Here is a 25,240-nt window from a genome sequence, read left to right on the forward strand (position 1 = left end):
GGCACGCAGGATCGACATCGCTGATCGTGGGCGGCGCCTGCCGAGGATGCGAGCAGGTGGCCGTGCGGGTCTCATCCTCGCCGAATCAGCGATCAGGCGGTGATCCCGAAGCGTTCGGCGAGTTGGCGGCGAGTATCGGCGGCGCTGGTGTGCAGTACGCCCCCGATTCCGATCCGTGCCGCTCCGTCGAGGTTCTGCTGCAGATCGTCGATCATGACTGCCTCCTCGGGGTCGATGCCCAGGCGTTCACATGCGATCGCGTAGATCCGCCGGGAGGGCTTGCGGATCCCGACCTCCGCGGAGATCACGACCGCATCGGCAACGGCGGCGAGGTCGACGCCGTCGTAGGTTCCGGTACCGAACGAATTGGACACGAGCGCAACGGGACGGCCGGCGGCTCGAAGATCACCGAGCAGCGCGAGCATGTCCTGGTCGATCGACATGCCCGCCTGCATCCGGGCCGTGAGCCCCTCGGCCGGTACGTCTGCGCCGTGGACGCGGAGGCGTTCGGCGAATCCCTTCTCGAAGCCCTCGGCGTCGAGACGGCCGCACTCGTGATCGGCCAGGAGGGTACGTGATCGCTGGTCCCGGCCGAGGAGGTCAAGCGGCAGGCGCGGATCGCCGCCGAGTGAGGCGCCGAAGTCGGTGAAAGCCTGCAGCACACTGGAGGTGATGACCCCTCCGAAATCCACCAGGATCGCGGTTCGGGGCTTTGCCACCACTTTCGACACGGTCTCCACGCCTCTCTCTCACGGTCGGCCCACTGCCGTGCAATGCGACGGCAGCCACGTTCTCCAGCAGCCACGTTCTCCAGCAGGGATGGGGACCTCAGACGACCTCGAACAGTCCGGCTGCGCCCATTCCGCCGCCGACACACATCGAGATCACCACATACCGAACGCCCCGGCGCTTCCCCTCGACGAGGGCATGCCCCACCAGCCGGGCACCGGTCATTCCGTACGGATGACCGACCGAGATGGCGCCGCCATCGACGTTGAACCGCTCCGGATCGATGTGCAGTTCGTCCCGGCAGTACAACGCCTGGGAGGCGAACGCCTCGTTGAGTTCCCACAGACCGATGTCGTCGATGGTGAGGTTGTGCTGCTTCAGCAGTTTCGGAATGGCGAACACCGGGCCGATGCCCATCTCGTCCGGCCCGCATCCGGCAACGGTCATACCCCGGTAGACACCCAGCGGTTCCAGTCCGCGGCGTTCGGCCTCCCTCGATTCCATCAGCACCGACGCCGAAGCCCCGTCCGACAATTGCGAGGAGTTGCCCGCCGTCACGCTGGAACGCGCGCTCACCCGACCGTCGGGCAGCACCGGGGCCAACCCTGCCAGGCCTTCGAGCGTCGTCGACGCGCGGTTGCCCTCGTCCCGGGCCAGGGTGAACTCCTCGTCCCGCACCTCCCCGGACTGCTTGTCGAGAACCTTCTTGGTGCCGGCGAGCGCGACGATCTCCCGGTCGAACCGGCCGGCCTCCTGCGCCGCCGCGGTGCGCTGCTGTGACACCAGCGCGAACTCGTCCTGACGCTCCCGGCTCACGCCGTAGCGTTCGGCGACGATCTCCGCCGTCTGCAGCATCGGCATGTAGATGCTCGGCTTGTGCTCGACCAGCCAGGGATCCTCCATGCGGTGGGTGTTCATGTGGTCGTTCTGCACCAGGGAGATCGACTCGACACCGCCGCCGACAGCGACCTGCATGCCGTCCGTGACAATCTGCTTGGCGGCCGTCGCCACGGCCATCAGGCCCGACGAGCACTGCCGGTCGATCGTCATCCCCGACACGACGTCCGGAAGTCCGGCACGGAGAGCAGCCTGACGCGCGACATTGAAACCCGAGGCCCCCTGCTGCACGGCGCAGCCGAAGATCACATCCTCGACCTCACCTCCATCGAGCCCGGCGCGTTGCACCGCGTGTGAAAGGGCATGAGCGGCAAGCTCCTGCGCCTGGGTGTCGTTGAACGCGCCGCGGTAAGCCTTTCCGATCGGCGTCCGTGCCGTCGAAACGATGACTGCTTCCCTCATGTCGCCTCACTGTTTCCTGTTGGTCCGGTTCGTCCGGGAGCTTCGGGGCCGGGGTTCCGAGTGCCGTGAGCCGGGCTCGATCGCCGACAGGGGGCGCCGAACGCCAACTGTCGTGCGGAGATGGCTCATTGACCGTCTCCTTGAGCGGCCTTCGACGTGAGTCATGGCCGCAGCGGCGACAGGGAGTCGACCTTCCGATCGTTATAGTTGAATTCGGCGTCATGTTCAATGGCGGGCAGGTCTTGACAGCAGCCGCCATCTCACCTGAAGGCTACCGACCAGTCGGTATGAAGGGGGATCGCGACCTGCCTGAGCCTCTCCACGGGTGCGGGCGTGTTCGACGCGATCGTGGCGGGTCCGCCCGGAGGCCGCCAGGTGCTGCTGCACGGCTTCCCGCAGACGGGGCTGGTCTGGCAACGACAGATCGCGGCTTCGGCCGCGCACGGCTACCGGGTGGTGGCACCCGACCGGCGCGGGTAGTCCCCCGGCGCCCGAACCCAGCGGCCCGAGGACTATCGCATCAGCCTTCTCGTCGACGATGTGATCGCGATCACCGAGGAACTGGGCTGGGCGGCGTTCGACCTGGTCGGCCATGACTGGGGAGGCGCGGTGGCTCGGTGGACCGCTCACTCCCACCCCGGCCGCGTACGCACCCTGACGGTTTCGCACGAGCGGAACGAGCTGGAATCTGCCCAAGAACACCATCTCGACCCCGCACCCCGGCGCTCTGGCCACCACCCTGCGCACCGACCAGGATCAGCGCAAACGCTCGCACTACATGATCGACTGGCGCGAAACACCCACGACCGAAGAGCGCCTGCTCGCCCACGACGCCCAAGAGCTTCGCGACCTCTACGCCGGAAAGACCGCAGGACAGTGAGGGCGTCACGGTCCGCCTGATCGCCGAAACCGTCGGCCGCCACCTGAACGCCCCGGCCGTGAGCATCCCGACCGAGCGGGCAGTGGGTCGGGGGTGAATATGGGGACCACTGTGCAAGAGGTGTGGTCAGTTCCTCGGCGGCGGAGACCTGCCACACGCGTACTGCGCAGCGGCTGTGGGCCGATCAGGTCGAGCGGTACGACAACTCATCCGATCGGAGCTAGGACCTGCGGTATTACCTCATGGGTGGCCATGGAGTCAGCGCGCACCGAGCACCGAAGCTCAACCGTGCTGGTCGGGGGCGGCGGACGGGAGCTCGAGGCAGAGAGGAAGGGCATCTGGAGGCCGCTGGAGGTCACAGCTTGTCGATCTCCCGGGCCTCGAACGGCAGCCCGCCCAGGCTGAGCGGTGGGTCGGCGGGCAGGTCGACGGAGCCACCCGTGCATCCGGAGCGGTCACCACCGGCGGCGGGTGGCCGACGCGAGCCACGGAGCGGCGCCGGGAGACCGGGTCGTACACGGAGTACAGGCAGGTGGCGCCGACGACCTGCTCGCTTACAGACCGTCGGTCGGCCCGAGCATCCACGAGGCTGAGACGGCAGCGCCCTCCAGCGCGGCCAGAACCGCGCCTCGCGGGCCACGTCGTGCGCCGACGCCAGCAGGCGACCCAGCGGGTGGGCACCGCAGCACCCACCTTCGGCCCTCCTGGTCCCGTACCAGTTACGTAGGTCAGACTTGACTGGCCGAGCCCGATCCGGTCAAAGACAGGCGGCCCTGCGAAGTCGACGCCCAGGGTTTTGAAGTCGCAGGTGCTTGCAGATGACATGCGTGGTCATGGATGGGGACCTTGCTGATGTCAGGTTGTGGGCGAGTGAACTGGATGCTGGGCACGAGCGGTTCGTGCACGGGTTCAACCGGTCCGAGCCGCGGAAGTCGGCGCCGGCCTACGGGGCACCACACACCTGCCGGCCATCCAATCCACCAGCCACCACCTGGCTGCCGCGCGCCCCTGGGTGCCCAGCGGGCCGGTGGACGGCGGTGCCGGGCCCACTTGACCTGCGCGGCGGCGGGCGCGACCGAGGCAGCTCAGCCCAGCAGCTCAGCGCTGCCGGCCGGTTCGCGCCGCTCTTGCCCGTTGATGCGGTGCCGTTCGATGGATGAGCGCCGGTACACCTCCTGCCGCACCCGCTGAATCTCGCCGATGGGCCGGTGGTCCTCGCGTGAACGCCACGGCGTGATCGACGTGGCGTCGGCGGCCGCCAGGTTGTCGTACCCGCCGATAGCCTGGCGCGGGAGATCCACCCGGGCGACCGTCACCCAGGGGGACAGGTCCTCGGGCCACTTGACGGACGTGTTGTCCACCGGCATACGGGCCAGATCGGTGTTGAGCTGGACCTGGAGCTCGAAGGAGTGGTCTCGCTCCGCGGCCTCGGCCACCAGGGTGCGGCGGAATGCCTCATTGTCCGCGCGCACGTCCACGATCTGCTGCGTGATGGAAGCCAGGGACGCGGCGGTCGGCACGGTGCGGATCTTGGCGATGTGGTCGCCGTACCGGAAGGCGCCCATGCTGTTATAGGTGTACGACAGCAGGTTCCTGCGCGGGACACCGGTGAACGACAGCATGGCCAGCAGTTCGTCCCACAGCCAGCTGTCGGGATCGGTGAGCGTCAGCCGGCGGGTCAGGAAATCCGCCATCCAGGTCTTGCGGCGGGCTGGGTCCACGAGGGCCTCGGGCAATTCGGCGAACAAATCCTCGATCACCATGTAGTCGTAGGCCGTGTTCGCGAAGAAGACATCGTTGTTGATCAGGTTGAGGTCGAAGGTGCCGCTGTCTCGTTCGTCGTCCAGCAGCGAGGGGCCGGCAACTCCGAACAGTTTGATGCCCATTCCGCAAGCCGCGCCCAGCTGGTGGTCGGGGCGGTCGTGGCCCAAGCCGTTCGAGTAGCGGACGACGGCGTCGTACTCGGTCGGCCGTGCGAAGATTCCCTGCCGGTAGGAGCCAGGATTGTCACCAACCGTGACCGTGGCCTTGAGGAGGCCGTAGGTCTTGCCGTGGGCCGTGCGGACAGCGCGGCCGACGGTCTCGCGCTCGACCGAGGCGCGAGTACGACGTGCCACCTGGGCAATGACTGCTTCCATCTCCTCCTGGTAGGAAGGGCGTTCGGTGGATCGGTAGTCCTCGTAGCGGACAGGATTCATTGTGCCGCCTCCCTCTCGTGTGTGTACTGCGCACAGACGCTAGTACGCAATTTGATTGTGCACAACATAACTGTGGGCGATCGCACGTTCCCCGCACCGAATCGTCGGTGCTGGCTACTCGTCGGTGTCCAGTGCGTGGGATGCGGCTCAGAGGGACAACGGACAAAAGATGAACGGCTCCCACAAGCGGTCCAGTCACTACCTGGCCTGTCCGGCCAAGGTCCGCCGGCACATCGAGCACGACTACCGCGAACTCAACACGGCCTGGGCCTGGACCACTTCGAAAGCCGATCCTGGCCGGCCGGCACCACCACGTCAGCCGATCACCGTTCAGAATTGCCGATGTTCGCATCCTCGTCACCGGTGCCCGGGCCGGTGAGGGTGACGCCATCGCCACCGTCGAACTCCTGGTCACAGTCCACGTGCCGCACGTTGTTGACGGCAAACGGGTGCGTGGTTGTGGCCTCTGCTGGCGCTGGCAAGCCCGCTGCCGATCAGACGGATGCCGCGCGCGGACCAGGGGTTTCTGTGCTGGGGAGCCCTGCCAGTGTTTCAGCCACCGTCTTCCCCTTTGCTGCTCGGTGAGCCACTAACCGGTAGGAGAGGCGCTGATGCTGCCGGAAGGACTGGCGGAGGGCCTCGCGGAAGGGGTTGCAGCCTGCGAGGGCGAGCTGGGGCGGCGACCGCTGGAGGCTCGGGGGGTCGGCTTCGCCTTCACTGGTGGCGGTGCACTGGTGGTGGCGGGAGGCCGAGAGACCGGTGACGTGCTGCGAGTCGCCGCTGGCAGAGGACGCCGGATCCCGTCACCGTTTCGGTCCCGGACGCCCTTTCGGGCCGGATGCGTGGTCACACGCTCCGGTGAAGCCTGTGAATCGGGAACGCGGACCCCGGGCTCTTCGGGGGACGGCTGTTCCGGGATCGAGGCTGCTCGTGGGGCCGTCGACTGGGGAAACACCGATGCGGTGGCCAGGCCTCCGAGGAGGGTGAAGGCGGCTGCGGCAAGAGACCGGACGGCATACTTCTTCAGCCGCGCCGGACGGTCGTACCGGTCAGCCGACAGGTCTTGCGAGGCAGTCGGTGACCCGGGAAGGGGCGACCCGGAGGAGCTCGGTCCCCTACTCAAGCGGACCTCCGGCATCGCGACCTCGACGGCCGGAGCACCGCCTCTCCGATCGCTCAGCTGTGCCATGCCGGGGTCGTATGCCCCACACTCTGGGCAGGTAACGGCGCCGTTGAGCGTGCGGCTGCACGGGATGCAGTAGTCCATGAAGCGACCGTCCTCAGTCCTTGAGTTGACGGGAGCAAAGGTGCACCCAACCCGGGCAGCAGTCAGCGGTGGGGAGACGCCGCTTGGTTTGTTTCGGACCGATCTTTGACATGTACGAACCTCACTTACCGGTCTGCAGGTGGGTCACCGGTTACCGGGTTCAACGGGGCGCATCGAATGAGCGCTCACCCGCAGGCTGAAAAGTGGGGTATGTAACTCTGCTGGAAGGGACGTTGATGACCGGGACAGCGCGGCAGCCTCGGCGTACGAGCCGAACGGTTGCGGCTCGATCCGGGCCGAGTGCTGCTCACTTCCCACGGCTCGACGTCCCCTGCGCGCAATTTCTTCATTCCTGGCGCCCGCCGAGTCCGCTCCCACCTTCGAGACCTGCCAGACCGCGAGAGGGCACCCTGAATTGAGCACTTACCGGCAAGGAGGTGAGGCGCGCCAGACTGCCGGGGCCGACGCGGCGACAGCGGTCGCATCAGCGTCGACACTGCGGAACACCACCCTGATCACGCAGCACGCGGCCAGGTTGCGAGCACCCGGGTCAGGGGGTCGGACCGCGCAGCCGCACTGCCCGGCACGTTCCGGCCATCCAGCGGTGCCGGTCGAAGGGCAATTGTTCAGGGGCAGTTGACGGCCGCGTCCCCTGTGTCACGGTTGCAGGTATCGAAGCCGAGGCCGCCGTCGACGGTGTCATTGAAGACTAGGTTGTCCATGGCGTTGAGGGTGTCGTTACCTTCACCACCGTTGTGCGTGTCGTTACCGCTGCCTCCGGTGGGGATGTCGTTGCCGTCGTCGCCATTGAGGGTGTCGTTGCCGGCATTGCCGTTGATGGTGTAGTTGCCGGCCAGTCTGAATGCCCTTGCAACCTTCACCGGTCCTCAGCCATGGCCTCCCCTCAACGCCCGTCTCCGTGCCCACACTCAGCCGGTGTCACCACTGGGCCGCCTGGGCACCCCGAGCATGCCGGGGTGGGAAGCCGCGCTGAACGTGGAGTCGACCATGCGCACCGGTTACGAGCACGGCTTCCGGGTGATCACTCTGACCGACTGCGTCGCCGCCGCCTCGTAGGAGGGAGGAGCAGGACAACGCCATCGCCTACGACTTCTCGATGTTCTCGCTGCCGATGGGCTCTGCCGACGTCATCGCCGCCCTGTAGCCCCGCCGTCGCCCGCGTCAGCGGCTTGGCCGGCCAGAGGCGCACCCTCGGCTTCGGTCGCCCCGCCGTCGGCCGCCCTGGTGCGCAGGCAGTTGACATCGCCTGGAGCGAGCGGCGTGAGACCCACCGGCGCTCGCTCTCCAGGTGGTGTCCGACCATCTTTCCAGGCATGTGAGACGAGGCGGGCGGTGGAAAGGTCACCGCAGGGTGATCAACGGCAGCTTTCGGGAAGTGGAATACCGCGTGCCAGCAGCACTGCGCAGCCTCGCCGGCCGCTGTGAGGCGGCCATCGGGGACCGGCCAGCGCCGATCCCCATAGCCGCCCGCCCTCGTGCACCCCTAAGCGCGTACCCGTAGCGCTCGGCCAGGCGTCGTATGACGGCGGCCTCGTTGACGTTGTGCCGGTGACGATCAGGGACAGTTCGAAGGGCAGCCCCGAGGTACTGCCACGGTTGCCCCTTCTTCCGGTGTGCCGTCGATCGGCTGCCTGTCGCCCACGTCCCTCCCGATACGGCCGGGAGACGGCGTGTTGACCACGTCTGCCTCATCATCCCTGCCGGATGGCCGAGACGCTTCTGTTCGCCGTCCGGTTCCAGGTCCACTGCGGCGGCCTCACCGGGCCAGGTATGCGCCGCGGTATGTGATGTGCCGGCACCTCACTGGCCGTGAGAGCCGGTGGTGGCATGAGCAAGCAGGGTGAGCGCAGCGTCTGAGGCGGTTCCCGGTGCGGTGGTGGCCACAACGAGGGCGTGATCCGGTGAATGTGAGGGTCGAGCATCTTTGGGTGATGGTCACCCAACCGATCCAAGGGTCGCGCAGTTCCCCCACGGCGTGTCGCAGGCGCGGACGCGGTGATCGGATCCACAGTTCGGCGAATTCGGGGCTCTGCAGAACGAGATGTGCGGCTGTACCACCGCCCGGGCTCTGAATGAGGCGTGGGTTACATACCGGCCACAGGATGAAGACAAAGCCGCGCGGCCTACGTATTGCCTCCCTGAGAAGAAGAGGGAAACCCGCCACCGGAGCGCCCTGCGCAGCGGCCCTCGCAGTGATCACCACCCCACACCTGGCACCTGACCGCCGCTGATGAAAGAAATGGGCCGTCAGAAACAAGACAAACTGAGGAGGACCCGGTGGGTCGCAACGACGCCAACCCTGAGCGGACTCCCGGCTCGGACCCTGACATCGCGCAAGGGATCAGAGACTCCTTCCAAGCCGTGCTGGACGCTTTGGATGCCGCACGCGCCGACCTCCTGCGCGACGAGAACCAGGAACACGTCGAGGGCCCCTCTCAGCCCCAGAGCTGGCACGGTCACCCGACCGGGGATGCCCCCTTTCCCCAGCCGACCTCGTCCCCGTCGACCCCGGCTTCCTCCGCATCCGGCCGGGCACTGCCAGTCAGACGTGTGTCGTCAGGCACGCAACCAGAGCGTCCCGGGCCCCACCGCCCAACTGCCACTGAATCGCTGCCGACTGGCGGCCTGCGCCAGGTCACCCCGCAGTCTGTCGTGGCGGAGCCACCGGGGCTGCCCAGAGGGCTGGAGGCCGTCCCGCCCCCGTCGATGGGAAAGCCGCCGACGGCCGGTGGACCGGACCCGGAGGCTGTCGCACCAGCCGTGGCTCTCCCAACTCCGGCTCCCTGGCAGGAAAGCGCGTCGAGTAGGAGCCCCCGGCCGGACACCGCTTGGTCGGACGTCCCCCACTGTCCTGCCGTCCCGTTCGACCAGCTCGACACGGCGCCCTTAAGGGGATCTGCGCCATCCGCCCGCGCACACGGGAGCAAGACCGGCGGCAGACGGCGGCGATTCACCAGCCGCAGGGACCTGCGAATCACCGGAATCTTCGGGCTGGGCGCGGCGAGCGGATTGATCCTCGCCACTTGGCTGCTGACCCACCACAACGCCGACCCTGCGACCTCCTCTTCGCCTCCCCGGCACATGGAATCCCCACTGCCGGCGACTCCCGCGCCGAAGGACCCCTCCCTCCCGACTGGAGGGCAGTCGAACCGCCCGCCGCACGGCACATCAGACCCGCCGCTCCCCGAAATCCCGGGCACGGGCGTCCTGCGCCAAGACGACAGCGGCCATGGCGTCTACGAGTTGCAGGTGCGTCTTCTGCAGATACCCGGCATCTACGACGGTGGGCCGATCGACGGCCGCTACGACGCGGAGGTCCGAGCGGCAGTGACCCTGTTTCAGAAGCGGTACGGGATCCGCGGCGATGAGACCGGGGTCTACGGCGACAACACACGTTTTGCCCTCATGCTGCGGACCAAATAGCCAGCGACAGAAGGACGGTGTACCAGGATCAACGTCGGCGCCAGTCCCACTGCAGGAACGCGCCCCAACTGCGGCAGGGTCGGCGCCACCTACCCCGCAGCGTCTCGTCGAGAGCTCGTGCCCGAGTTCGCGTTCCAGAGCCTTGATCCGCGGGCTCAGCGGAGAGGCCGCCATGTGCAGTCTGCGCTCCGCCTGCGAGAAGTTGACCTCCTCGGCCAAGGCGACGAAGTCGAAGGCCGGACAGCCGATCACTGCGGGCTCCGGGTAGCCGAGCAACTCCTGGGCCCGCAAGCTCCAGCCGACCACGGTTCCCGGTCGTCGAGCACCGCCGAGGCGGCGTGGTGCACAGCGAACGGTGGTTCCTCACACGCGGCCGGCAGCCGGCGTGGCTTGAGTTACGGACCTTGCGGTTCTTCAACCAGGTCGCGAGCCGGATTTTCCCGACCCGCCCGCAGGGCAGCAGGGGTTTGGTAGGCCGTCAACAGCACCAAGGACGCCTTCGATTCCTTTCCTACGAGTGACCGGAATCAACCCCAGAAACAATGTAAGGAGACACGACCCTCGCCGAGGCCGGTACTTCAAGCCGCAGCGCCTTCATGCGGACAAAGCTTACGACCGAGCCGACCTGCGCAGATGGCTGCGCGGCAAGCGCATGGGGGTCCGGATCGCCCGCAAGAGCCACAAATCCAGCGGACGATTAGGGCGCCGCCGCTGGGTGATCGAGCGGACGATGTCGTGGGTGTGCGGCTACCGACGCCTGGGCCCCCGCTACGAACGAAATCCCCGCAACTACCTGGCCTTCCTCGGACTGGCAGCCGCGCTCTGCTGCTACAAGTGACTCGTCCGCCTCACCACGTAGTACACGGTCTAAAGCCACCGGAGTTCCGCGAAATCTGGGAGCGCTACGAGGTCGTGGGCAGCCGTACCAAGACCAAGGAGTTCCTCAACCCGTACGCGGCCACCTGACCCTGGAACACACAGACCTGTGGCTGGGCAGCGAGGCGGGCGCCCGGATGGTGACGTACACCCCGAAGAGCGATGGGACGAGGGAGCGTCTGGAGAGGCTGTACGAGATCGCGTGAGGGAGCTGATCACCTGGCCAGTCGGTGTGGAACCCACCCATGCCCCGGTCGCCGCGCAGGACGAGTAGCGGAACGGCCCACTCATCGGCCAACGACCGCCCAGGAGCGGCTCCGGCAAACAGCGCCGAGAGCGGCCAGCCGTACCGGTCCGCCTCCGGACGTTTTCCTAACGGCAGGATCCACCGTCTCCACGGCAAGCACGGCGACTCCATGATTCACCACTCCCCAACCTCACGCTCAGCACAGCGCACCACTCGACAGTGCTCACACGACAAGCGCCATCACTGACACTTCCCTCGCGCCGCGGAACGGACGAATCCGCACCCGAGGATGCTCAAGGTGCGCGACGGGATGGCAAAGTCGGACTCCGTACGAAGACCTGTGTCCGCAGAGGCTGAGCGGCGAGGCCGGGCTCGGCCTCTCAGTCCGGTCACCTCCCACGCAAACGACTCTGAGTCGATCAACCCCAGATGTCCGAGTTCAACGGAGCGTAGTCAGCACCAAGTCAGCACGGGAGAGGTGAAGACGGGCGATGACGTGGGCTTCTAGCCCAACACCAAACCAGCACGGGAGTCAGCACCGCACCGTCAAATCACCCCCAACTACGCGTCCCGGACGGCGCTCGTTTCAACCACCTTCGAGCCCTTGAACCGCCCGTCCGCGAACCGGCATGGTGGCCGCACGCATAGCCAACCCTCGAACTATGGTGCCCCACCACATGTGCCCCTGACGTGCGTCTTCCTACCGTGTGCCAACACGTACCCGTCCCCACCGCACACGAGGAAGTGGCGCACATGGCCTCCGGAACCACCGCTCCCCCACCCCCCGCCAACCTGAAGCGCATCGTCGCCGCCAGTCTCATCGGCACCACCATCGAGTGGTACGACTTCTTCCTCTACGGGTCGGCCGCCGCCCTGGTCTTCAACAAGTTGTTCTTCCCCGGATCCGACCCGCTCGTCGGCACGTTGCTGTCCTTCCTGACCTACGCCGTCGGATTCGCGGCCCGGCCGCTGGGCGCGCTCGTCTTCGGGCACTACGGCGACCGGCTCGGCCGCAAGAAGCTGCTGGTGTTGAGCCTGTTGCTGATGGGCGGGGCGACGTTCGCGATCGGTCTGCTGCCCACGCACGCGACCGTCGGCGCGGCGGCACCCGTGCTGCTGACCATGCTGCGGCTGGTGCAGGGCTTCGCGCTGGGTGGCGAGTGGGGCGGTGCCGTCCTGCTGGTGTCCGAGCACGGCGATGCGAAGCGGCGGGGCTTCTGGGCATCGTGGCCGCAGACCGGAGCACCCGCGGGCCAGCTCCTGGCGACCGGCGTCCTCTCACTGCTCACCGCCACCCAGTCGGACGACACCTTCGTCTCCTGGGGCTGGCGCATCCCCTTCCTCCTCTCCGGCGTCCTGGTCGTCGTCGGTTTGTGGATACGTCTGTCTGTCGATGAATCCCCCGTCTTCAAGGAGGCGTTGGCCCGGGCGGAGGCCCGCAAGACGGCTGGGACGGACAAGCCGGAGAAGCTTCCGCTGGTCTCCGTCATGCGCCACCACTGGCGGGACGTGCTCGTCGCGATGGGTGCCCGCATGGCCGAGAACATCAGCTACTACGTGATCACCGCCTTCATCCTCGTGTACGCCACCACCTCCGCCGGCGTCTCCAAGCAGACCGCGCTCAACGCCGTCCTGATCGCCTCGGCCGTGCACTTCGCCGTCATCCCGGCCTGGGGCGCGCTCTCCGACCGCGTCGGCCGCCGACCCGTCTACCTGTTCGGCGCCGCGGGTATCGGCCTGTGGATGTTCCCGTTCTTCTCCCTTATCGACACCGGCGGCTTCGGGAATCTGGTGCTCGCCGTCACCGTCGGCCTGGTCCTGCACGGCGCCATGTACGCACCCCAAGCCGCCTTCTTCTCCGAGATGTTCGCGACCCGGATGCGTTACTCGGGTGCCTCCATCGGTGCCCAGTTCGCCTCCGTCGCGGCGGGCGCGCCCGCACCGCTCATCGCGACGGCGCTGCTCTCCTCGTACGGCAGCTCGACTCCCATCTCCCTGTACGTGATCGGGGCGGTCGTCCTGACCCTGATCGCCGTGGGCCTGGCGAAGGAGACCCGCAGCCGCGACCTGTCCGACGTCGAGACCGCGACCGACGAGCGGCCCGCTCCCGCGACCCCGGCGGACGCCCGTAGCGTTTGACCAACGCCCGCGCCCCCGATCCCCGTACGCGATCCGCGTGCGGGGATCAGCGCGGTGCATGGGACGACAACCGGTGAAGCCTCAGGGCGAGTTGGATCTCCAGTGCGCGAGCCGGGCTCTGCCAGTCGTCTCCGAGCAGGCGCCCCACCCGCTCCAGCCGCTGCGCGACGGTGTTCACATGCACATGCAGGGCATCCTTCGTGCGCGCCGGGCTCATGCCGCTCGCGAAGTACGCGTCGAGGGTGTGCAGCAGGTCGGTGCCACGCCGTTCGTCATAGGCGACGACTCCGCCGATCGTGCGGTCGACGAACCCGGAGATGTCCCGGTCCCCGGCGAGCAGCAGTCCCAGGAACCCGAAGTCCTCGGCGGCCGCGCCGTCACCGGCCCGGCCGAGCATGCGCAGCGCCTCCAGGCAGCGCCGGCCCTCCGCGTACGCCGAGGCCACCGCTTCGGGGCGCGCCGCGAGCCGGTCGACGGGCGCGGAGGCCCCGACGCTGACCGCCTCGTGGACGGCGGTACCGAGATGCCTGGCCGTTCGGCGGGCCAATGTCGTCGCGGTGTCGCCGGAGCGGAGGGGGAGCAGCAGGACGGTGCCGCCGTCGCGGGCGGCCGCCAGTCCGTGGCGGGTGGTGGCGAGATGGGACGCGGCCGACCACAGTCGTCTGCGTGCATCCGCCTCCTGGTCGGCGTCGGCAGCCGTGGCGTCGAGTCGGGCCGCCAGCACCACATGAGGGCCGTCGAGGTCGGCGTGCAGCCGCGCGGCCCGCTCGCGCAACAGCCTCGGGTCGCGGTCCCGGGCGTCCAGGAGGTCGTCCAACAGCTCGCCGCGTACGCGCTGTTCGGCGTCTGAAGCCGAGCGTCTGGCGAGCAGGAGCAGCGAGGTGACCATGGCGGCGCGCTCCAGGGTGCGCTGGTCGACGGGGTCCAGGCCCGGATGCCCGCGCAGCACCAGCGCGCCGAGCAGCTCGCCCCCGGCCGCCACCGCGGCGACCCAGTCTTCCCCGTGCCGCACGGCGTGGCCGTCGGCGCGGGCGGCCTCCAGGGCGCTGGCCGGTGTGTCGCCGGGCTCGGCGAACTCGACCGTGCCGTCCAGGACTTCGGACACCGCGGCGGCGACGTCGTGGACTCCCCCGCCGCGCAGCACGAGTTCGGCGAGCCGGTCGTGGACGTCCGAGGCGCGCTCGATCACTCCGCTGCGGTCCCGAATGATGTCGTTGGCGCGGCCCAGGCGGTCGAGGGCGGATCGGGTGTCCGCCAGGGCGTTCGCCGTGTCGATGGCCGCCGCGGCCAGGGCCGCGAAGGAGCCGAGCAGTGCGATCTGTTCCCGTTCGAAGACCCGCGCCCGGCGGTCCGCCGCGAACAGCACGCCGATGACCTGGGGTCCGATCATCAACGGCACGCCGAGAATCGCGACGAGCCCTTCATCCCGTACACCCGAGTCGATGGTGCGGGTGTGCTGGAAGCGCTCGTCCTTGAAGTAGTCGTCGGTGACATAGGGGCGGGCGGTCTGCGCGACGAGCCCGCCCAGTCCCTCCCCCATGCCGAGCCGCAACTGCTGGAAGCGCGCGGCGACCGAGCCTTCGGTGACACGCATATAGGTGTCGCCCTTGGCCGTGTCGTTCAGGCTGAGATACGCCACGTCCGTGCCCAGCAGGGACCGGGCCCGCTGCACGATCGCCTGCAGCACGGCGTCGAGGTCGCGCAGGCCCGCGAGGTCGTGCGCGGTCTCGAACAGCGCGGAGAGCTCGGCCTCGCGGCGGCGCCGTCCTTCTATCTCCGTGCGCACGCGCAGGGCGAGCAGCTTGGCCTGTTCGAGCGCGGCGACGCGGTCGGCGGGCAGGCCCTCGGCACGGGCGAGCAGCACCGGCTGTTCGTACGCGTCGGCGCTCGCTCCTCTGGCCAGGAGTTCCAGGAACGGCGCTTCCACGCTGTCGGCGGAGCGCTCGGCTGATGGCAGGTGATCGCGGGACATGGCAACAGGATCGCGCATCCGCGGATCGGCGCCGCGGCCCTGTGGATAACTCACGACCTGCTCCGATACGGCTCGATGCGGGGCGGGCTTCGGCCTCGCTCAGTGCGCGGTCCAGCCCCCGTCCAGCGTCAGCGATGTTCCGGTCATGAAAGCCGCCTGCGATCCGCAGAGGTAGGCCACCGCCTCGGCGACCTCCGCCGGCTCGATGAGTCGCTTGACGGCACTGTCCCGCAGCAGGATCTCGGTCAGGACACGCTCCCGCGGGATCCCGTGTGTCCGTGCCTGGTCGGCCAGTTGTTTCTCGACCAGTGCGGTGCGCACATAGGCGGGGTTCACACAGTTCGAGGTGACTCCGTGGGGTGCACCTTCGAGGGCCGCGGTCTTCGAAAGGCCTTCCAGGCCGTGCTTCGCGGCGACGTACGCCGACTTGAACGGCGAGGCGCGCAGCCCGTGGACGGAGGAGATGTTGACGATGCGGCCCCAGCCCTGCCCGTACATGTGGGGCAAAGCGCCTCGAATGAGCCGGAACGGCGCTTCCAGCATCACGGTCAGCACCGTGTGGAACACCTCGGGCGGGAATTCCTCGATGGGGCGGACCATTTGCAACCCGGCGTTGTTCACGAGGACATCGGTGCCCGCCGCGGCCTGTTCCGCGGCGTCGAGGTCGGTGAGGTCGAGGACATGCGGCTCGACGGTGCCGGCGAGGCCGTGTATCTCCTCGGCCAGGGTCTCCAGGCCGCCGGCATCCCGGTCGACTGCTCTCACCTTGGCTCCGGCGGCGGCGAGCCGCAGCGCGCAGGCGCGGCCGATGCCACTCGCGGCGCCGGTGACGAGGGCGGTGCGGCCGCCGAGGTCGAGTGCGGAAGCGTGGGGGCCCGGGAGGGCGCTGGGCGCGGTCATGCCTCGACCCTAGGCAGCACCCACGCCCCAACCGATGTGGTCAGAGCACACACTTCAGGCTCAGGTCATAGGCTCGAACCATGTGGGTGCGTCAGCCAGCGCCTGCTTGATCCGGAAGAGGGCGTGCTCGCTCAGCTCGGGCAGTGCGTTCACGTCGAACCAGCCGACCTGGAGCGACTCGTCGTCATTGACGCGCGCCTCACCTCCGACGGCGCGGCACCGGAGCGTGGTGTCCATGAACTGGCAGACGTCGCCGTTCTCGAAGGTCACCCGCCCCCCGGCCTTGACCAGGACGACCCTCTCGACCTCGACGTGCACGGCCGTCTCCTCATACACCTCGCGCACGGCGCAGGCCGCCGGCTGCTCTCCCGGATCCGGGATGCCGGAGATGAGCGCCCACTGGTGGTTGTCCGATCGCTGCCCGAGCAGAATCCTGCCCTCGTCGTCGAAGACCACGGCGGTCACCCCGGGCATCCAGAGGAGCTGGTGGCCCGCGGAGGCCCGGATCGCGCGGATGAAGTCGGGAGTAGCCATGGCCCCGACCCTAACGGCGCGACGCCGTCACCTCGGCACGGGCCCGGACCAGGTATTACGCGCCGGTGTTCCGCCGTGCGCGCACCGCGGTCGCCGCGGCCCGGCCGAGGCCACCCGCCGCGACCAGCACCAGCAGCAGCTCGGGGATGATGCCGAGCTTGGTGGCCGGGGTCTCGGAGGAGCGCAGCGGCACTTTCTGGACCAGCGAGTCGGCGACGAACATCCCGGTCCTCTGGGTGATCTTCCCGTCCGGCATGATGACGGCGCTGACACCGCTGGTCACGGGCACGGTGACGGTGCGGCTGTGCTCGACGGCGCGGATGCGGGACATGGCGAGCTGCTGGTAGGTCATCTCGCTGCGGTCGAAGGTCGCGTTGTTGCTGGGCACCGAGATGATCTGCGCGCCGTCGGTCACGGTGCTGCGCACGGCCCAGTCGAACGCGGCCTCGTAGCAGGTGGCGAGGCCGACCTTGGTGCCGTTCATGGTGAAGACGCCCGGCTCGGTGCCGCGGCTGAAGTCCTGGCGCACCATGGACGTCCAGTTCTTGTTGATGGCCCCGAGCAGCGAGCGCAGCGGAAGGTACTCACCGAACGGCTGGACCTGCCGCTTGTCGTACGTGTCCACCGGGCCCTTGGCCGGGTCCCAGAGGATCTGCTCGTTGTAGAGCTTGCCGTCCCTCTCGACGACCCCGCCGACGGAGATGGGGGCGCCGATCGCCTTGGCGGCTCCGTCGATCACGTAGCGCGCGTCGGCGTTGGCGAACGGGTCGATGTCGGAGGAGTTCTCCGGCCACAGCACCAGGTCGGGCTGGGCGGCCTTGCCCGCCTTGACCTTGGCGGCCAGGCGCTCGGTCTCCCGCACGTGGTAGTCGAGGACGGCACGCCGCTGGGAGTTGAAGTCGAGTCCCGCGCGCGGGACGTTGCCCTGGATGAGCGCGACGGTCGTCGTGCCGTTCTCGGCCTTGTCGCTGACCAGTGTCCGCGCGGCCAGGGCCCCGACGACGGGGACGGCGACGCTGAGCAGCGCCACCGCGGCCGCGCCGCGACGCAGGACGCGGGTGCCGCGCGCCTCGACGGCCAGGCGGACGATCTCGTACAGCCCGAAGCCGCACAGGACGACCGCGAACCCGAGCACCGGAGTGCCGCCGAGAGCGGCGAGCGGCAGGAAGACACCGTCGGCCTGCCCGAACGCGATCTTGCCCCAGGGAAAGCCGCCGAAGGGCGCACGCGCGCGTGCCGCCTCTCCGGCGATCCAGATGGCCGCCGCCCACAGCGGCCATCCCGGCAGCCGGGAGACGAGTGTGATCCCCGCGCCGACGAGCGCGGCGTAGACCGCTTCCACCGCGACGAGCGCGAGCCAGGGACCGGAGCCGACCTCGACGCCGGTCCACACCAGCAGCGGCAGCAGGAATCCGAGGCCGAACAGATAGCCGAGGCCGAGACCGGCCTTCCAGGTGCGACCGCGCAGGGTCCAGCCGAAGAGCGCGAAGGCAGGCAGGGCCAGCCACCACAAGGTCCGCGGCGGGAAACTGACGTACAGCAGCACTCCGGAGAGCGCCGCGACGGCGGCCGGAACGAGGCGACGCACCAGGGCTGCCCCGCGCGGGGCGGGCACGGCCTGGGGTTCGAGCTGTTCCGGCTCGTCTACGGTGGTTGCGGTGGCGGTCACTTGGGGAGTGTACGGCGCTTGACCTGGGGGCCGACAGCTCGGCCTGCCCGGGTCCCGATGGGCGGAACACCGCCCGGCAGGTGCATTCGTACGCATCTGCCGCAACGTTCCTGCACAACATGTCCCCAAACCGGCGCATCACCCGTTACGGTGTGCCCGAGCCTCTGACGTGCGACCTGATGCGGTGACGGCGCCCGGGGTCAGGGCGGAGTCGGGGGGCGACGGGGTGGGTTCCACGGGGATGGTGTCCACGGCCGGTTCGGCGGCCACGGGCGAAAGACGCAGCGGCGCGGACGGCGTCGGCGTGGTCGTGCTCGCGGCCTGTGCCGCCTGGTCGCTGATCACGGCGGCCGCGCACGACGGCCGGCCCGAGGGCATGCTGCTGGCGGTGCTCGCCGTGGCGGCGGGTTACGCCTCCGGGCGGATCTTCGGAGCACTCCTGCCGGTGGCCGCCCCCTGCGTCGGCGCGCTGGCCGGACTCGGCCTCGCGATCGCCACACCCGGCCCGCAGATCAGCCTGGAACTCGGCCACAGCGGCGCCACGGCCGCCCTGCTGACCCTCTCCACCGGCGCCGCGTGCTGTGCCGCCTGGGCCGCACGCCCGCCCGCCCTGCGGCTCGCGCTGCGGCTGCTGGCCGCCGGGACCGCGGTGACGGCCGCGGTCCTGGGGTCGACCACCGGATTCGTCACCTGCGTCGGGGTGCTGCTGTGTTCGCTCGCCGCCGCCCGTGTGCGACGCCGCGCCCTCGCGCTCACGGGCCTGGCGGCAGCCGCGGTGCTGGTGACCGGGGCGACCTGGGCCATCGGCGAGGACGCGCTGCCGGGCGGATTGACCGCGTCCCTGGAGGGCCAGCTCACCGAGCATCGGGTCCTGCTCTGGCACGACGCCCTGCGCATGGCCCGCGCCGATCCCGGTCTGGGGGTCGGGCCCGGGCGTTACGGAGGGCTCAGTCCCACGGTCACCCAGTCGCTGCTGCCCGACGGCAAACCGCATTCGGCGCCCCTGCAGCAGGCCGCCGAGCAGGGTCTTGTCGGCGTGGCCCTGCTCGCGGCGGCGTTCTGCTGGGTCCTGTACGCGCTGTTGCGCTCGCCGCGTTCCACGCCGATCGCGCTGACGACGGGCGCGGCCCTGACGGCGCTGGCCGCCATCGCCTCGATCGGCAACGCGCTGAGCTTCATGACGGTGACCGCGGGTGCCGGGCTGCTGGCCGGACTCGCGACCGCACGCCCTTTCACCACGGGCGAGCCGGACGACGTCCCGGCCCAGGTCCCGGCCCGGCGCTCGGACGATCACCTGGAGTCATGAGCTGACGTCCGAGTCGGACGTCAGCGCACCTCACCGGGCGTCTCCGGGGGCAGATGACCGCGGATGATCCGTACCGCCGCCTCGGCGTTGTCCACGGTGATCGTGAACGTATGACCGTCGCCCAGGCGCAGCACCACGCCCTCACCACGCCGGACGATGACGGCGGTTCCCTGCTCCGGCCGCCAGCGATACCCCCAGCCGCCCCACTGACGCGGGGTGACCTGAGGTGCGAAGTCGGCGCCGACGACCGTCGAGAGAGGGATGCGGCGGCGCGGCAGCCCTATGTGGCCGCAGCGCACCTCCAGGCAGTCCTTGTCCACGGTGACGGCGACATGCACGAACGCGAGCGTGCCGAAGAGGATGAGCAGCCCGGCCGCGATGCATCCGATGACGGACATGATCAGCGGGACCGTTCCCGACGTCCAGCCGGAGTCGACGGCCAGCTCGATCCCGAGCGCCAGGCAGGCCAGGCCGCCTATGGCGGGCAGCAACTGAACGCGATTCCTCGCGTGCCCGGTCCAGAGAGCCGGGTGCGGGGGGGTTTCGCCGTGGGGGTGGTCCCTCATGCTCATGAGAGTACTCAGGTTCCGCTGCGCGGGCACCGGGTCGCGGAGCGTCACTCCGCCGGGTGGACGAGCTTCTCGTCGAGGGAGTCCGAGCGGGGACCGGTCGCGCCCGTACGCCGGGTGTCCGTACCTTCACCACCGGTGTCCGCGGGACGGACGTTTGCCGTGCCGGGCGGGCGTGACGAGGGAGAGGCGGAGGTGCGGTCGTCGCTCAGCGTGCGGGGCTGACGGCCGACAGGATGCGGCCTTCCTCGTAGGTGAGAGCGGTCGCGGGCAGCGTGCCTTCGCGCCCGCTCAGCAGCACCGTCACCGTGGAATCGGCCGGCGCCGCGGGGTCCGGCATCTCGCCGATCCGGCGCAGCGCCTGGGCGGCGACCGCCCCGGCAGAACCGTGCAGGACGAGCGGCGGGTGGCCGGGGCGCTGAACGGCCGCGCGGATACGCTCGGCGACCAGCTCGTAATGGGTGCAGCCCAGGACGACGGCCCTTACATTCTCGGGGGTGTGCGCGGCGGCCGCGGTGATCGCGGCGTCGATGGCCGCCTGATCGGCGTGCTCCACCGCGTCCGCGAGTCCGGGGCAGGCCACCTCGGTGACGTCCACTCCGTCGGCGAACTCGTCGATGAGTCCCCTCTGGTACGGGCTGCCGGTGGTGGCGGGCGTGGCCCAGATCGCGACGGGTCCACCGCCCGCGGCGGCCGGCTTGATCGCCGGGACGGTGCCGATGACGGGCACATCCGGCTCCAGGCGGGCACGGAGGGCGGGCAGGGCACGTACGGAAGCGGTGTTGCAGGCGACGATCAGGGCGTCGGGCCGGTGCAGTGCGGCGGCCTCGGCGACGGCGAGGGCGCGTGCGGTGACGTCCTCCGGAGTGCGCGGCCCCCAGGGCATGCTGCCGGGGTCGGAGGAGAGGACGAGATCGGCGTCGGGCCGCAGTCGACGCACCGCGGCGGCAGCAGCGAGCAGTCCGATTCCGGAGTCCATGAGCGCGATCTTCACCCGGTCACCATAGACGATCCCTCTCGACGGGAGTCCGGGGTGGGGCAGACTGCGAGAGGTGAGCGCCCTCGTGTGGATCGCTGTCGGATCACTGGCCGCGTGGCTGTGGCTGCTGCTCGGCCAGGGCTTCTTCTGGCGTACGGACGTGCGGCTGCCCGCCCGCCACGAGCCGGCCGACTGGCCTTCCGTCTGTGTCGTGGTGCCGGCCCGGGACGAGGCGGCCGTCCTGTCCGAGAGCCTGCCGTCGCTTCTCGCCCAGGACTATCCGGGGCGGGCCGAGATCTTCCTCGTCGACGACGGGAGCTCGGACGGCACGGGAGAGCTGGCCCGCGAGCTGGCGCGCCGGCACGGCGGACTGCCGCTCACCGTCGGCTCGCCGGGAGAACCGCCGCCGGGCTGGACGGGCAAGCTGTGGGCCGTGCGCCACGGCATCGGCCTCGCCCGCGCGCGGGGACCCGAATATCTGCTGCTGACCGACGCGGACATCGCGCACGCGCCGGACAGCCTGCGGGAACTGGTGGCGGCGGCGCGCACAGGTGGTTTCGACCTGGTCTCGCTGATGGCGCGGCTGCGGGTGGAGAGCCTGTGGGAGCGGCTCGTCGTGCCGGCGTTCGTCTATTTCTTCGCGCAGCTCTACCCCTTCCGCCGGATCGCGGTGAAGGGCTCGCGGACGGCGGCCGCGGCGGGCGGATGCGTCCTGCTGCGCGCGGACACCGCCGAGCGGATGCGGATCCCGGACGCGATCCGGCATGCCGTCATCGACGACGTGGCGCTCGCCCGCGCGGTCAAGCGGGGCGGTGGCCACATCTGGCTCGGCCTCGCCGAGCGGGTCGACAGCGTGCGCCCGTATCCGCGGCTCCACGATCTGTGGCGCATGGTCTCGCGCAGTGCGTACGCCCAGCTGCGGCACAGCCCTTCGCTGCTCGCCGGAACGGTCGCCGGGCTCGCGGTGGTGTACCTGGTGCCGCCGGTGGCCCTCCTGGTGGGCCTCGCCGCGGGGAACACATGGGCGACGGCGGCCGGAGGGCTCGCCTGGCTGTTGATGACGGCGACCTATCTGCCGATGCTCCGCTACTACCGGCAGCCCCTGTGGCTCGCTCCCCTGCTGCCGGTCACGGCGTTCCTCTATCTCCTCATGACGGTCGATTCCGCGGTGCAGCACTACAGGGGGCGCGGTGCGGCCTGGAAGGGCCGCACCTACGCCCGCCCCGACGCCGCCCTCGACGAGAACTGAGGGACGGCGGCCCGACGGTCATTTCCTGCCGGGCGTCCAGTTCATGCCCCAGCCGTAGGCGTAGTCGACCGTGCGCTGCGGGCTCACGCCGCGCTCGGGAATCAGGTACCGCGCCTCGCGCTGCACGATCATGTCGCCGCCGTTGCCGGTGATGAGGGCGAGCGCGCAGACCGTGGAGGGCACCGTGCACTCGTCGAGCGAGAAGTCGATCGGCGCGCCGTTCAGCGGCTGGAGGGTGACCGTGGCGTGCAGGTCGGCGAAGGACCGGGCGCCTTCGTAGATGGTCACGAAGATGAGGATGCGCCGGAAGCTCTGCTTGTGATCGAGGTTGATGGTGAGGTTCTCGCCGCTGGTCACGGCCCCGGTGCGGTCGTCCCCGTCGAGATGGATGAACGGCGGCTGGTGCAGCGCCCCGAAAGCGTTGCCGAGCGCCTGGACGACTCCCTTGCGGCCGTCGGACAGCTCGTACAGCGCGCACAGGTCGAGGTCGAGGTCGGCGTGCATGGCGACCGCCCGGCCGAGTTTGCTGCCCCACCCCTTGAACTGCTTGCGCACCTCCCAGTTGAGGTTCACGCGCATGGCACCGGAAGTGCCGCCCTGTTTGCTGAGCGAGACGGACGGCGCCTCCTTGGTGAGCGTCACCTTGGTCAGGCGGACCGGCGCCGGAGGGGCCGCGGGCGGCTGCGGAGTCAAGGGCGGGGCCATCGGCGGCATGGTCACGGGCGGGGCGACCGGCGGCGGCATGGTGACCGGCGCCGCCACGGGGGGCGGCGGCCCCTGGACGAGGGTGGCGGGCCCCTGCGGAGCGGGGGCGGCCGGTGCCGCGTGCTGCGGCTCGTCCACCGTTATCCCGTAGTCGGTGGCCAGTCCTTCGAGGCCGCTTCCGTAGCCCTGTCCGACGGCACGGAACTTCCAGGCGCCCTGGCGCCGGTAGAACTCGCCCAGCACGAACGCGGTCTCCACGGTCGCGTCGGCGCTGTCGAAGCGGGCGATCTCCGTGCCGTGCTGTGCGTCGACCACCCGTATGTACAGACCGGGAACGCGTCCGAAGGAGCCACCGTCCGAGGAGGCGGCCAGCACGACGGTCTCGATGACGGGCTCCGCGCGCGCGAGGTCGACGAGCAGCGCGTCACTCACCTGACCGCCGTCGTTGCGCTTCCCCTCGTGACGCACGGCGCCCGAGGAGTGCGTCGGCTGGTTGTAGAAGACGAAGTCGGCGTCCGAGCGGACCTTTCCGGACACCAGCAGAAGGGCGGAGGCATCCACGTCGGGCACCCCCGGCCCTGAACGCCACCCCAATTCCACCCGCAGAGCGGTCGTCGGGACAGGAACATTCGATCCCTTAGGCATTGACATGTACGCCCCCATCACGTGTCTCCGCGCCGGTGCGCGTCCTGAGCGGACCGCCGGCTCCGTTCCCGCCAAACCTAATCCCCCGGCCCGTCGAACTCCCATGACTCGCACTGGAAGATCCTGGTCAACCGCCGGTAACCCGTCCGCAGCTCGGCCTTTACACGATCTCAACCATCTTTGACGTCCTTTTTTGCCGAGTTCGCTCGCATTGGGGATCCCGCGTCACTGCCGACACGGAAAACAACCCTCTTATCGGTCTCCCCAACCAGCACATCGTGGGCTTAACTTATGTGCCATGACCTCCCCCCGCTCCACCTATGGCGGCGGTTACTACTCCGCCTTCCAGGACACCCCGATCTACGACTCCCTCGTCGCCGAGCGGGGTACCCCGCAGATCGCCCCGATCCGGGTCCCCTCCGCCTACGACTCGGGTAGCAACCTCCCGGCGCTGCCGTCCGCGCTCCCCGCGCTGCCGGCCGGCCCCTCGTACCAGAGTCCCTCCTACGGCTACCAGCAGGCCCAGCAGCCCTCGCCGCTGCAGCAGGCCCCCGCGCCGTACATCCCGCAGCAGGCCGCACCTCGGGGCTATCCCGGCCCCCAGCCGCAGCAGCCCCGCCCGATGGCGAGCGGCACGGGCTACGAGGCGATGCGCCCCGCGGCTCCCCGGCCGGCCCCGGCTCCCTACCAGGACCCCTACAACGGGCAGCAGTACCGCGGGTACTGACCGCCCCGAACCGGATTGTCGGTGCTCCTGGCACCATGGCGGTCATGGGGAACGCGCAACTGCACTCGATTCACGTCCATCCGGTCAAGGCGTTCCGGGGCCAGTCACCCCGGGAGGCCGAGGTGGAGCCCTGGGGGCTGGCCGGAGACCGACGCTGGGTCCTGATCGACGACGGGGGAAAGGTCGTCACGCAACGCGAGCAGCCGCGTATGGCGCTGGCCGCCGCCGAGATTCTCTCCGGCGGCGGCCTTCGTCTGTCCGCCGAGGGCCGCGAGCCGGTGAGCGTTCCCGTGCCCGAGCCGCTCGGCACGACGACCGTGCAGATCTTCGGCGACAAGGTGGAAGCGGTCCTCGCCGATCCGGCCGCGCACGACTGGTGCAGCGGCTACCTGGGCGCCGACGTGCGCCTCGTCCATATGGACGATCCCGCCACGCGCCGGCCCGTCGACCCGGAGTTCGCCCTGCCGGGCGAGACGGTCAACTTCGCCGACGGCTATCCACTGCTCGTCACCACACTCGGTTCGCTGGACGCGCTCAACTCCTTGATCGCGCAGGGCGACCACGCCGACGAGGGTCCCCTGCCGATGAACCGCTTCCGGCCGAACGTCGTCGTCTCCGGCACCGACGCCTGGGCCGAGGACGACTGGTCGCGGATCGCCATCGGCGAGGTCACCTTCCGGGTGACCAAGATGTCGGGGCGCTGCGTCGTCACCACGACCGACCAGGACACCGCCGCGCGCGGCAAGGAGCCGCTGCGCACGCTCGCCCGCCACCGCCGCTTCGCCGGCAGGCTGATCTTCGGGCAGAACCTGGTGCCCGAGTCCCGCGGCACACTGCGCGTCGGCGACCCGGTCACGGTCCTCGCCTAGCCTCTGCGATCACATTCCGCCAGAGGCCGGGCACGGG

Annotated in this window: 19 protein-coding genes and 3 pseudogenes; 10 read left to right on the forward strand and 12 right to left on the reverse strand. The window is 69.5% G+C overall.

The window, feature by feature from the left end; all coding sequences use genetic code 11:
• Positions 1–92: 92 nt before the first annotated feature.
• Together ACWD68_RS08045 and ACWD68_RS08050 are read right to left on the reverse strand one after the other, a co-directional pair.
• Positions 93–719 carry an HAD family hydrolase gene (locus tag ACWD68_RS08045; RefSeq protein ID WP_451805619.1) on the reverse strand — a complete coding sequence of 209 codons (627 nt, stop codon included), beginning with the start codon at positions 717–719 and terminating at the stop codon, positions 93–95.
• A gap of 109 nt (positions 720–828) precedes the next feature.
• Entirely contained in the window at positions 829–2,028 is a 1,200-nt protein-coding gene (locus ACWD68_RS08050) for an acetyl-CoA C-acyltransferase (protein WP_451805620.1), read from the reverse strand.
• 375 nt (positions 2,029–2,403) lie between these two features.
• Here ACWD68_RS08050 and ACWD68_RS08055 point away from each other — a divergent pair.
• Positions 2,404–2,631 (forward strand): annotated as a pseudogene (locus ACWD68_RS08055) (alpha/beta fold hydrolase); the annotation flags it as partial.
• 641 nt (positions 2,632–3,272) lie between these two features.
• Here the strand turns inward: ACWD68_RS08055 and ACWD68_RS08060 are convergent.
• From ACWD68_RS08060 to ACWD68_RS08070, 3 genes and pseudogenes are all read right to left on the reverse strand, one after another.
• Positions 3,273–3,460: pseudogene (locus ACWD68_RS08060) on the reverse strand (SpoIIE family protein phosphatase); the annotation flags it as partial.
• Positions 3,461–3,993: 533 nt separating this feature from the next.
• Entirely contained in the window at positions 3,994–5,106 is a 1,113-nt protein-coding gene (locus ACWD68_RS08065) for a catalase family protein (protein ID WP_451805621.1), read from the reverse strand.
• Between the two features lie 1,893 nt (positions 5,107–6,999).
• Positions 7,000–7,254 carry a calcium-binding protein gene (locus ACWD68_RS08070; protein ID WP_451805622.1) on the reverse strand — a complete coding sequence of 85 codons (255 nt, stop codon included), beginning with the start codon at positions 7,252–7,254 and terminating at the stop codon, positions 7,000–7,002.
• A gap of 55 nt (positions 7,255–7,309) precedes the next feature.
• Here ACWD68_RS08070 and ACWD68_RS08075 point away from each other — a divergent pair, with 55 nt between their 5' ends.
• From ACWD68_RS08075 to ACWD68_RS08095, 5 genes and pseudogenes are all read left to right on the forward strand, one after another.
• Positions 7,310–7,450 carry a hypothetical protein gene (locus ACWD68_RS08075; protein ID WP_451805623.1) on the forward strand — a complete coding sequence of 47 codons (141 nt, stop codon included), beginning with the start codon at positions 7,310–7,312 and terminating at the stop codon, positions 7,448–7,450.
• 2,025 nt (positions 7,451–9,475) lie between these two features.
• Positions 9,476–9,817 (forward strand): peptidoglycan-binding domain-containing protein, encoded by a 342-nt coding sequence (locus ACWD68_RS08080; RefSeq protein WP_451805624.1) that lies wholly within the window; start codon positions 9,476–9,478, stop codon positions 9,815–9,817.
• A gap of 550 nt (positions 9,818–10,367) precedes the next feature.
• Positions 10,368–10,655 (forward strand): annotated as a pseudogene (locus ACWD68_RS08085) (transposase); the annotation flags it as partial.
• On the forward strand, positions 10,652–10,783 hold the full coding sequence (locus ACWD68_RS08090) for a hypothetical protein (RefSeq protein ID WP_451805625.1): 132 nt from the start codon (positions 10,652–10,654) through the stop codon (positions 10,781–10,783). The pseudogene ACWD68_RS08085 and the gene ACWD68_RS08090, both read left to right, overlap by 4 nt.
• A 910-nt stretch (positions 10,784–11,693) precedes the next feature.
• Positions 11,694–13,079 carry an MFS transporter gene (locus tag ACWD68_RS08095; RefSeq protein WP_451805626.1) on the forward strand — a complete coding sequence of 462 codons (1,386 nt, stop codon included), beginning with the start codon at positions 11,694–11,696 and terminating at the stop codon, positions 13,077–13,079.
• Positions 13,080–13,125: 46 nt separating this feature from the next.
• Here ACWD68_RS08095 and ACWD68_RS08100 read toward each other — a convergent pair whose 3' ends face one another.
• The 4 genes from ACWD68_RS08100 to lnt all read right to left on the reverse strand — a co-directional run bounded on the left by ACWD68_RS08100 (position 13,126) and on the right by lnt (position 18,154).
• Positions 13,126–15,051, reverse strand: a complete 1,926-nt coding sequence (locus ACWD68_RS08100) for a helix-turn-helix domain-containing protein (RefSeq protein ID WP_451805627.1) — start codon at positions 15,049–15,051, stop codon at positions 13,126–13,128.
• 99 nt (positions 15,052–15,150) lie between these two features.
• Positions 15,151–15,951: a 3-hydroxybutyrate dehydrogenase gene (locus ACWD68_RS08105; protein WP_451805628.1), complete on the reverse strand. Its 801-nt coding sequence runs from the start codon at positions 15,949–15,951 to the stop codon at positions 15,151–15,153.
• Positions 15,952–16,011: 60 nt separating this feature from the next.
• Positions 16,012–16,485: an NUDIX hydrolase gene (locus tag ACWD68_RS08110; RefSeq protein WP_451805629.1), complete on the reverse strand. Its 474-nt coding sequence runs from the start codon at positions 16,483–16,485 to the stop codon at positions 16,012–16,014.
• Positions 16,486–16,540: 55 nt separating this feature from the next.
• Positions 16,541–18,154 (reverse strand): apolipoprotein N-acyltransferase, encoded by a 1,614-nt coding sequence (lnt, locus tag ACWD68_RS08115; RefSeq protein WP_451805630.1) that lies wholly within the window; start codon positions 18,152–18,154, stop codon positions 16,541–16,543.
• A gap of 241 nt (positions 18,155–18,395) precedes the next feature.
• Between lnt and ACWD68_RS08120 the strand changes: the two genes are divergently transcribed.
• The gene (locus ACWD68_RS08120; RefSeq protein ID WP_451805712.1) at positions 18,396–19,460 is read left to right on the forward strand and encodes an O-antigen ligase family protein; all 1,065 of its coding nucleotides are present in this window, start codon (positions 18,396–18,398) and stop codon (positions 19,458–19,460) included.
• Between the two features lie 20 nt (positions 19,461–19,480).
• Here the strand turns inward: ACWD68_RS08120 and ACWD68_RS08125 are convergent, their stop codons facing one another.
• Positions 19,481–20,026 carry a hypothetical protein gene (locus ACWD68_RS08125; protein ID WP_451805631.1) on the reverse strand — a complete coding sequence of 182 codons (546 nt, stop codon included), beginning with the start codon at positions 20,024–20,026 and terminating at the stop codon, positions 19,481–19,483.
• Between the two features lie 211 nt (positions 20,027–20,237).
• Positions 20,238–21,023 (reverse strand): glutamate racemase, encoded by a 786-nt coding sequence (locus tag ACWD68_RS08130; protein WP_451805632.1) that lies wholly within the window; start codon positions 21,021–21,023, stop codon positions 20,238–20,240.
• 58 nt (positions 21,024–21,081) lie between these two features.
• On the opposite strand from ACWD68_RS08130, the gene ACWD68_RS08135 reads away from it, so the two are divergent.
• Positions 21,082–22,257, forward strand: a complete 1,176-nt coding sequence (locus ACWD68_RS08135; protein WP_451805633.1) for a glycosyltransferase — start codon at positions 21,082–21,084, stop codon at positions 22,255–22,257.
• A gap of 18 nt (positions 22,258–22,275) precedes the next feature.
• On the opposite strand, the gene ACWD68_RS08140 is transcribed toward ACWD68_RS08135, so the two are convergent.
• On the reverse strand, positions 22,276–23,613 hold the full coding sequence (locus ACWD68_RS08140) for a TerD family protein (RefSeq protein WP_451805634.1): 1,338 nt from the start codon (positions 23,611–23,613) through the stop codon (positions 22,276–22,278).
• A 292-nt stretch (positions 23,614–23,905) separates the two neighbouring features.
• Here ACWD68_RS08140 and ACWD68_RS08145 point away from each other — a divergent pair, with 292 nt between their 5' ends.
• Together ACWD68_RS08145 and ACWD68_RS08150 are read left to right on the forward strand one after the other, a co-directional pair.
• Entirely contained in the window at positions 23,906–24,334 is a 429-nt protein-coding gene (locus ACWD68_RS08145; protein ID WP_451805635.1) for a DUF6643 family protein, read from the forward strand.
• Between the two features lie 44 nt (positions 24,335–24,378).
• Positions 24,379–25,203 carry an MOSC domain-containing protein gene (locus ACWD68_RS08150; protein WP_451805636.1) on the forward strand — a complete coding sequence of 275 codons (825 nt, stop codon included), beginning with the start codon at positions 24,379–24,381 and terminating at the stop codon, positions 25,201–25,203.
• The last annotated feature ends 37 nt before the right edge of the window (positions 25,204–25,240 follow it).

Source organism: Streptomyces sp. NPDC005141, assembly GCF_053599975.1.

Coding starts and splice junctions, on each gene's coding strand:
- ACWD68_RS08095 (WP_451805626.1), top strand. CDS start 11,694: ATGGCCTCCGGAACCACCGCTCCCCCACCCCCCGCCAACCTGAAGCGC.
- ACWD68_RS08050 (WP_451805620.1), bottom strand. CDS start 2,028: ATGAGGGAAGCAGTCATCGTTTCGACGGCACGGACGCCGATCGGAAAG.
- ACWD68_RS08080 (WP_451805624.1), top strand. CDS start 9,476: ATGGAATCCCCACTGCCGGCGACTCCCGCGCCGAAGGACCCCTCCCTC.
- ACWD68_RS08120 (WP_451805712.1), top strand. CDS start 18,396: ATGGTGTCCACGGCCGGTTCGGCGGCCACGGGCGAAAGACGCAGCGGC.
- ACWD68_RS08110 (WP_451805629.1), bottom strand. CDS start 16,485: ATGGCTACTCCCGACTTCATCCGCGCGATCCGGGCCTCCGCGGGCCAC.
- ACWD68_RS08145 (WP_451805635.1), top strand. CDS start 23,906: ATGACCTCCCCCCGCTCCACCTATGGCGGCGGTTACTACTCCGCCTTC.
- ACWD68_RS08125 (WP_451805631.1), bottom strand. CDS start 20,026: ATGAGGGACCACCCCCACGGCGAAACCCCCCCGCACCCGGCTCTCTGG.
- ACWD68_RS08100 (WP_451805627.1), bottom strand. CDS start 15,051: ATGTCCCGCGATCACCTGCCATCAGCCGAGCGCTCCGCCGACAGCGTG.
- ACWD68_RS08105 (WP_451805628.1), bottom strand. CDS start 15,951: ATGACCGCGCCCAGCGCCCTCCCGGGCCCCCACGCTTCCGCACTCGAC.
- ACWD68_RS08150 (WP_451805636.1), top strand. CDS start 24,379: ATGGGGAACGCGCAACTGCACTCGATTCACGTCCATCCGGTCAAGGCG.
- ACWD68_RS08140 (WP_451805634.1), bottom strand. CDS start 23,613: ATGTCAATGCCTAAGGGATCGAATGTTCCTGTCCCGACGACCGCTCTG.
- ACWD68_RS08065 (WP_451805621.1), bottom strand. CDS start 5,106: ATGAATCCTGTCCGCTACGAGGACTACCGATCCACCGAACGCCCTTCC.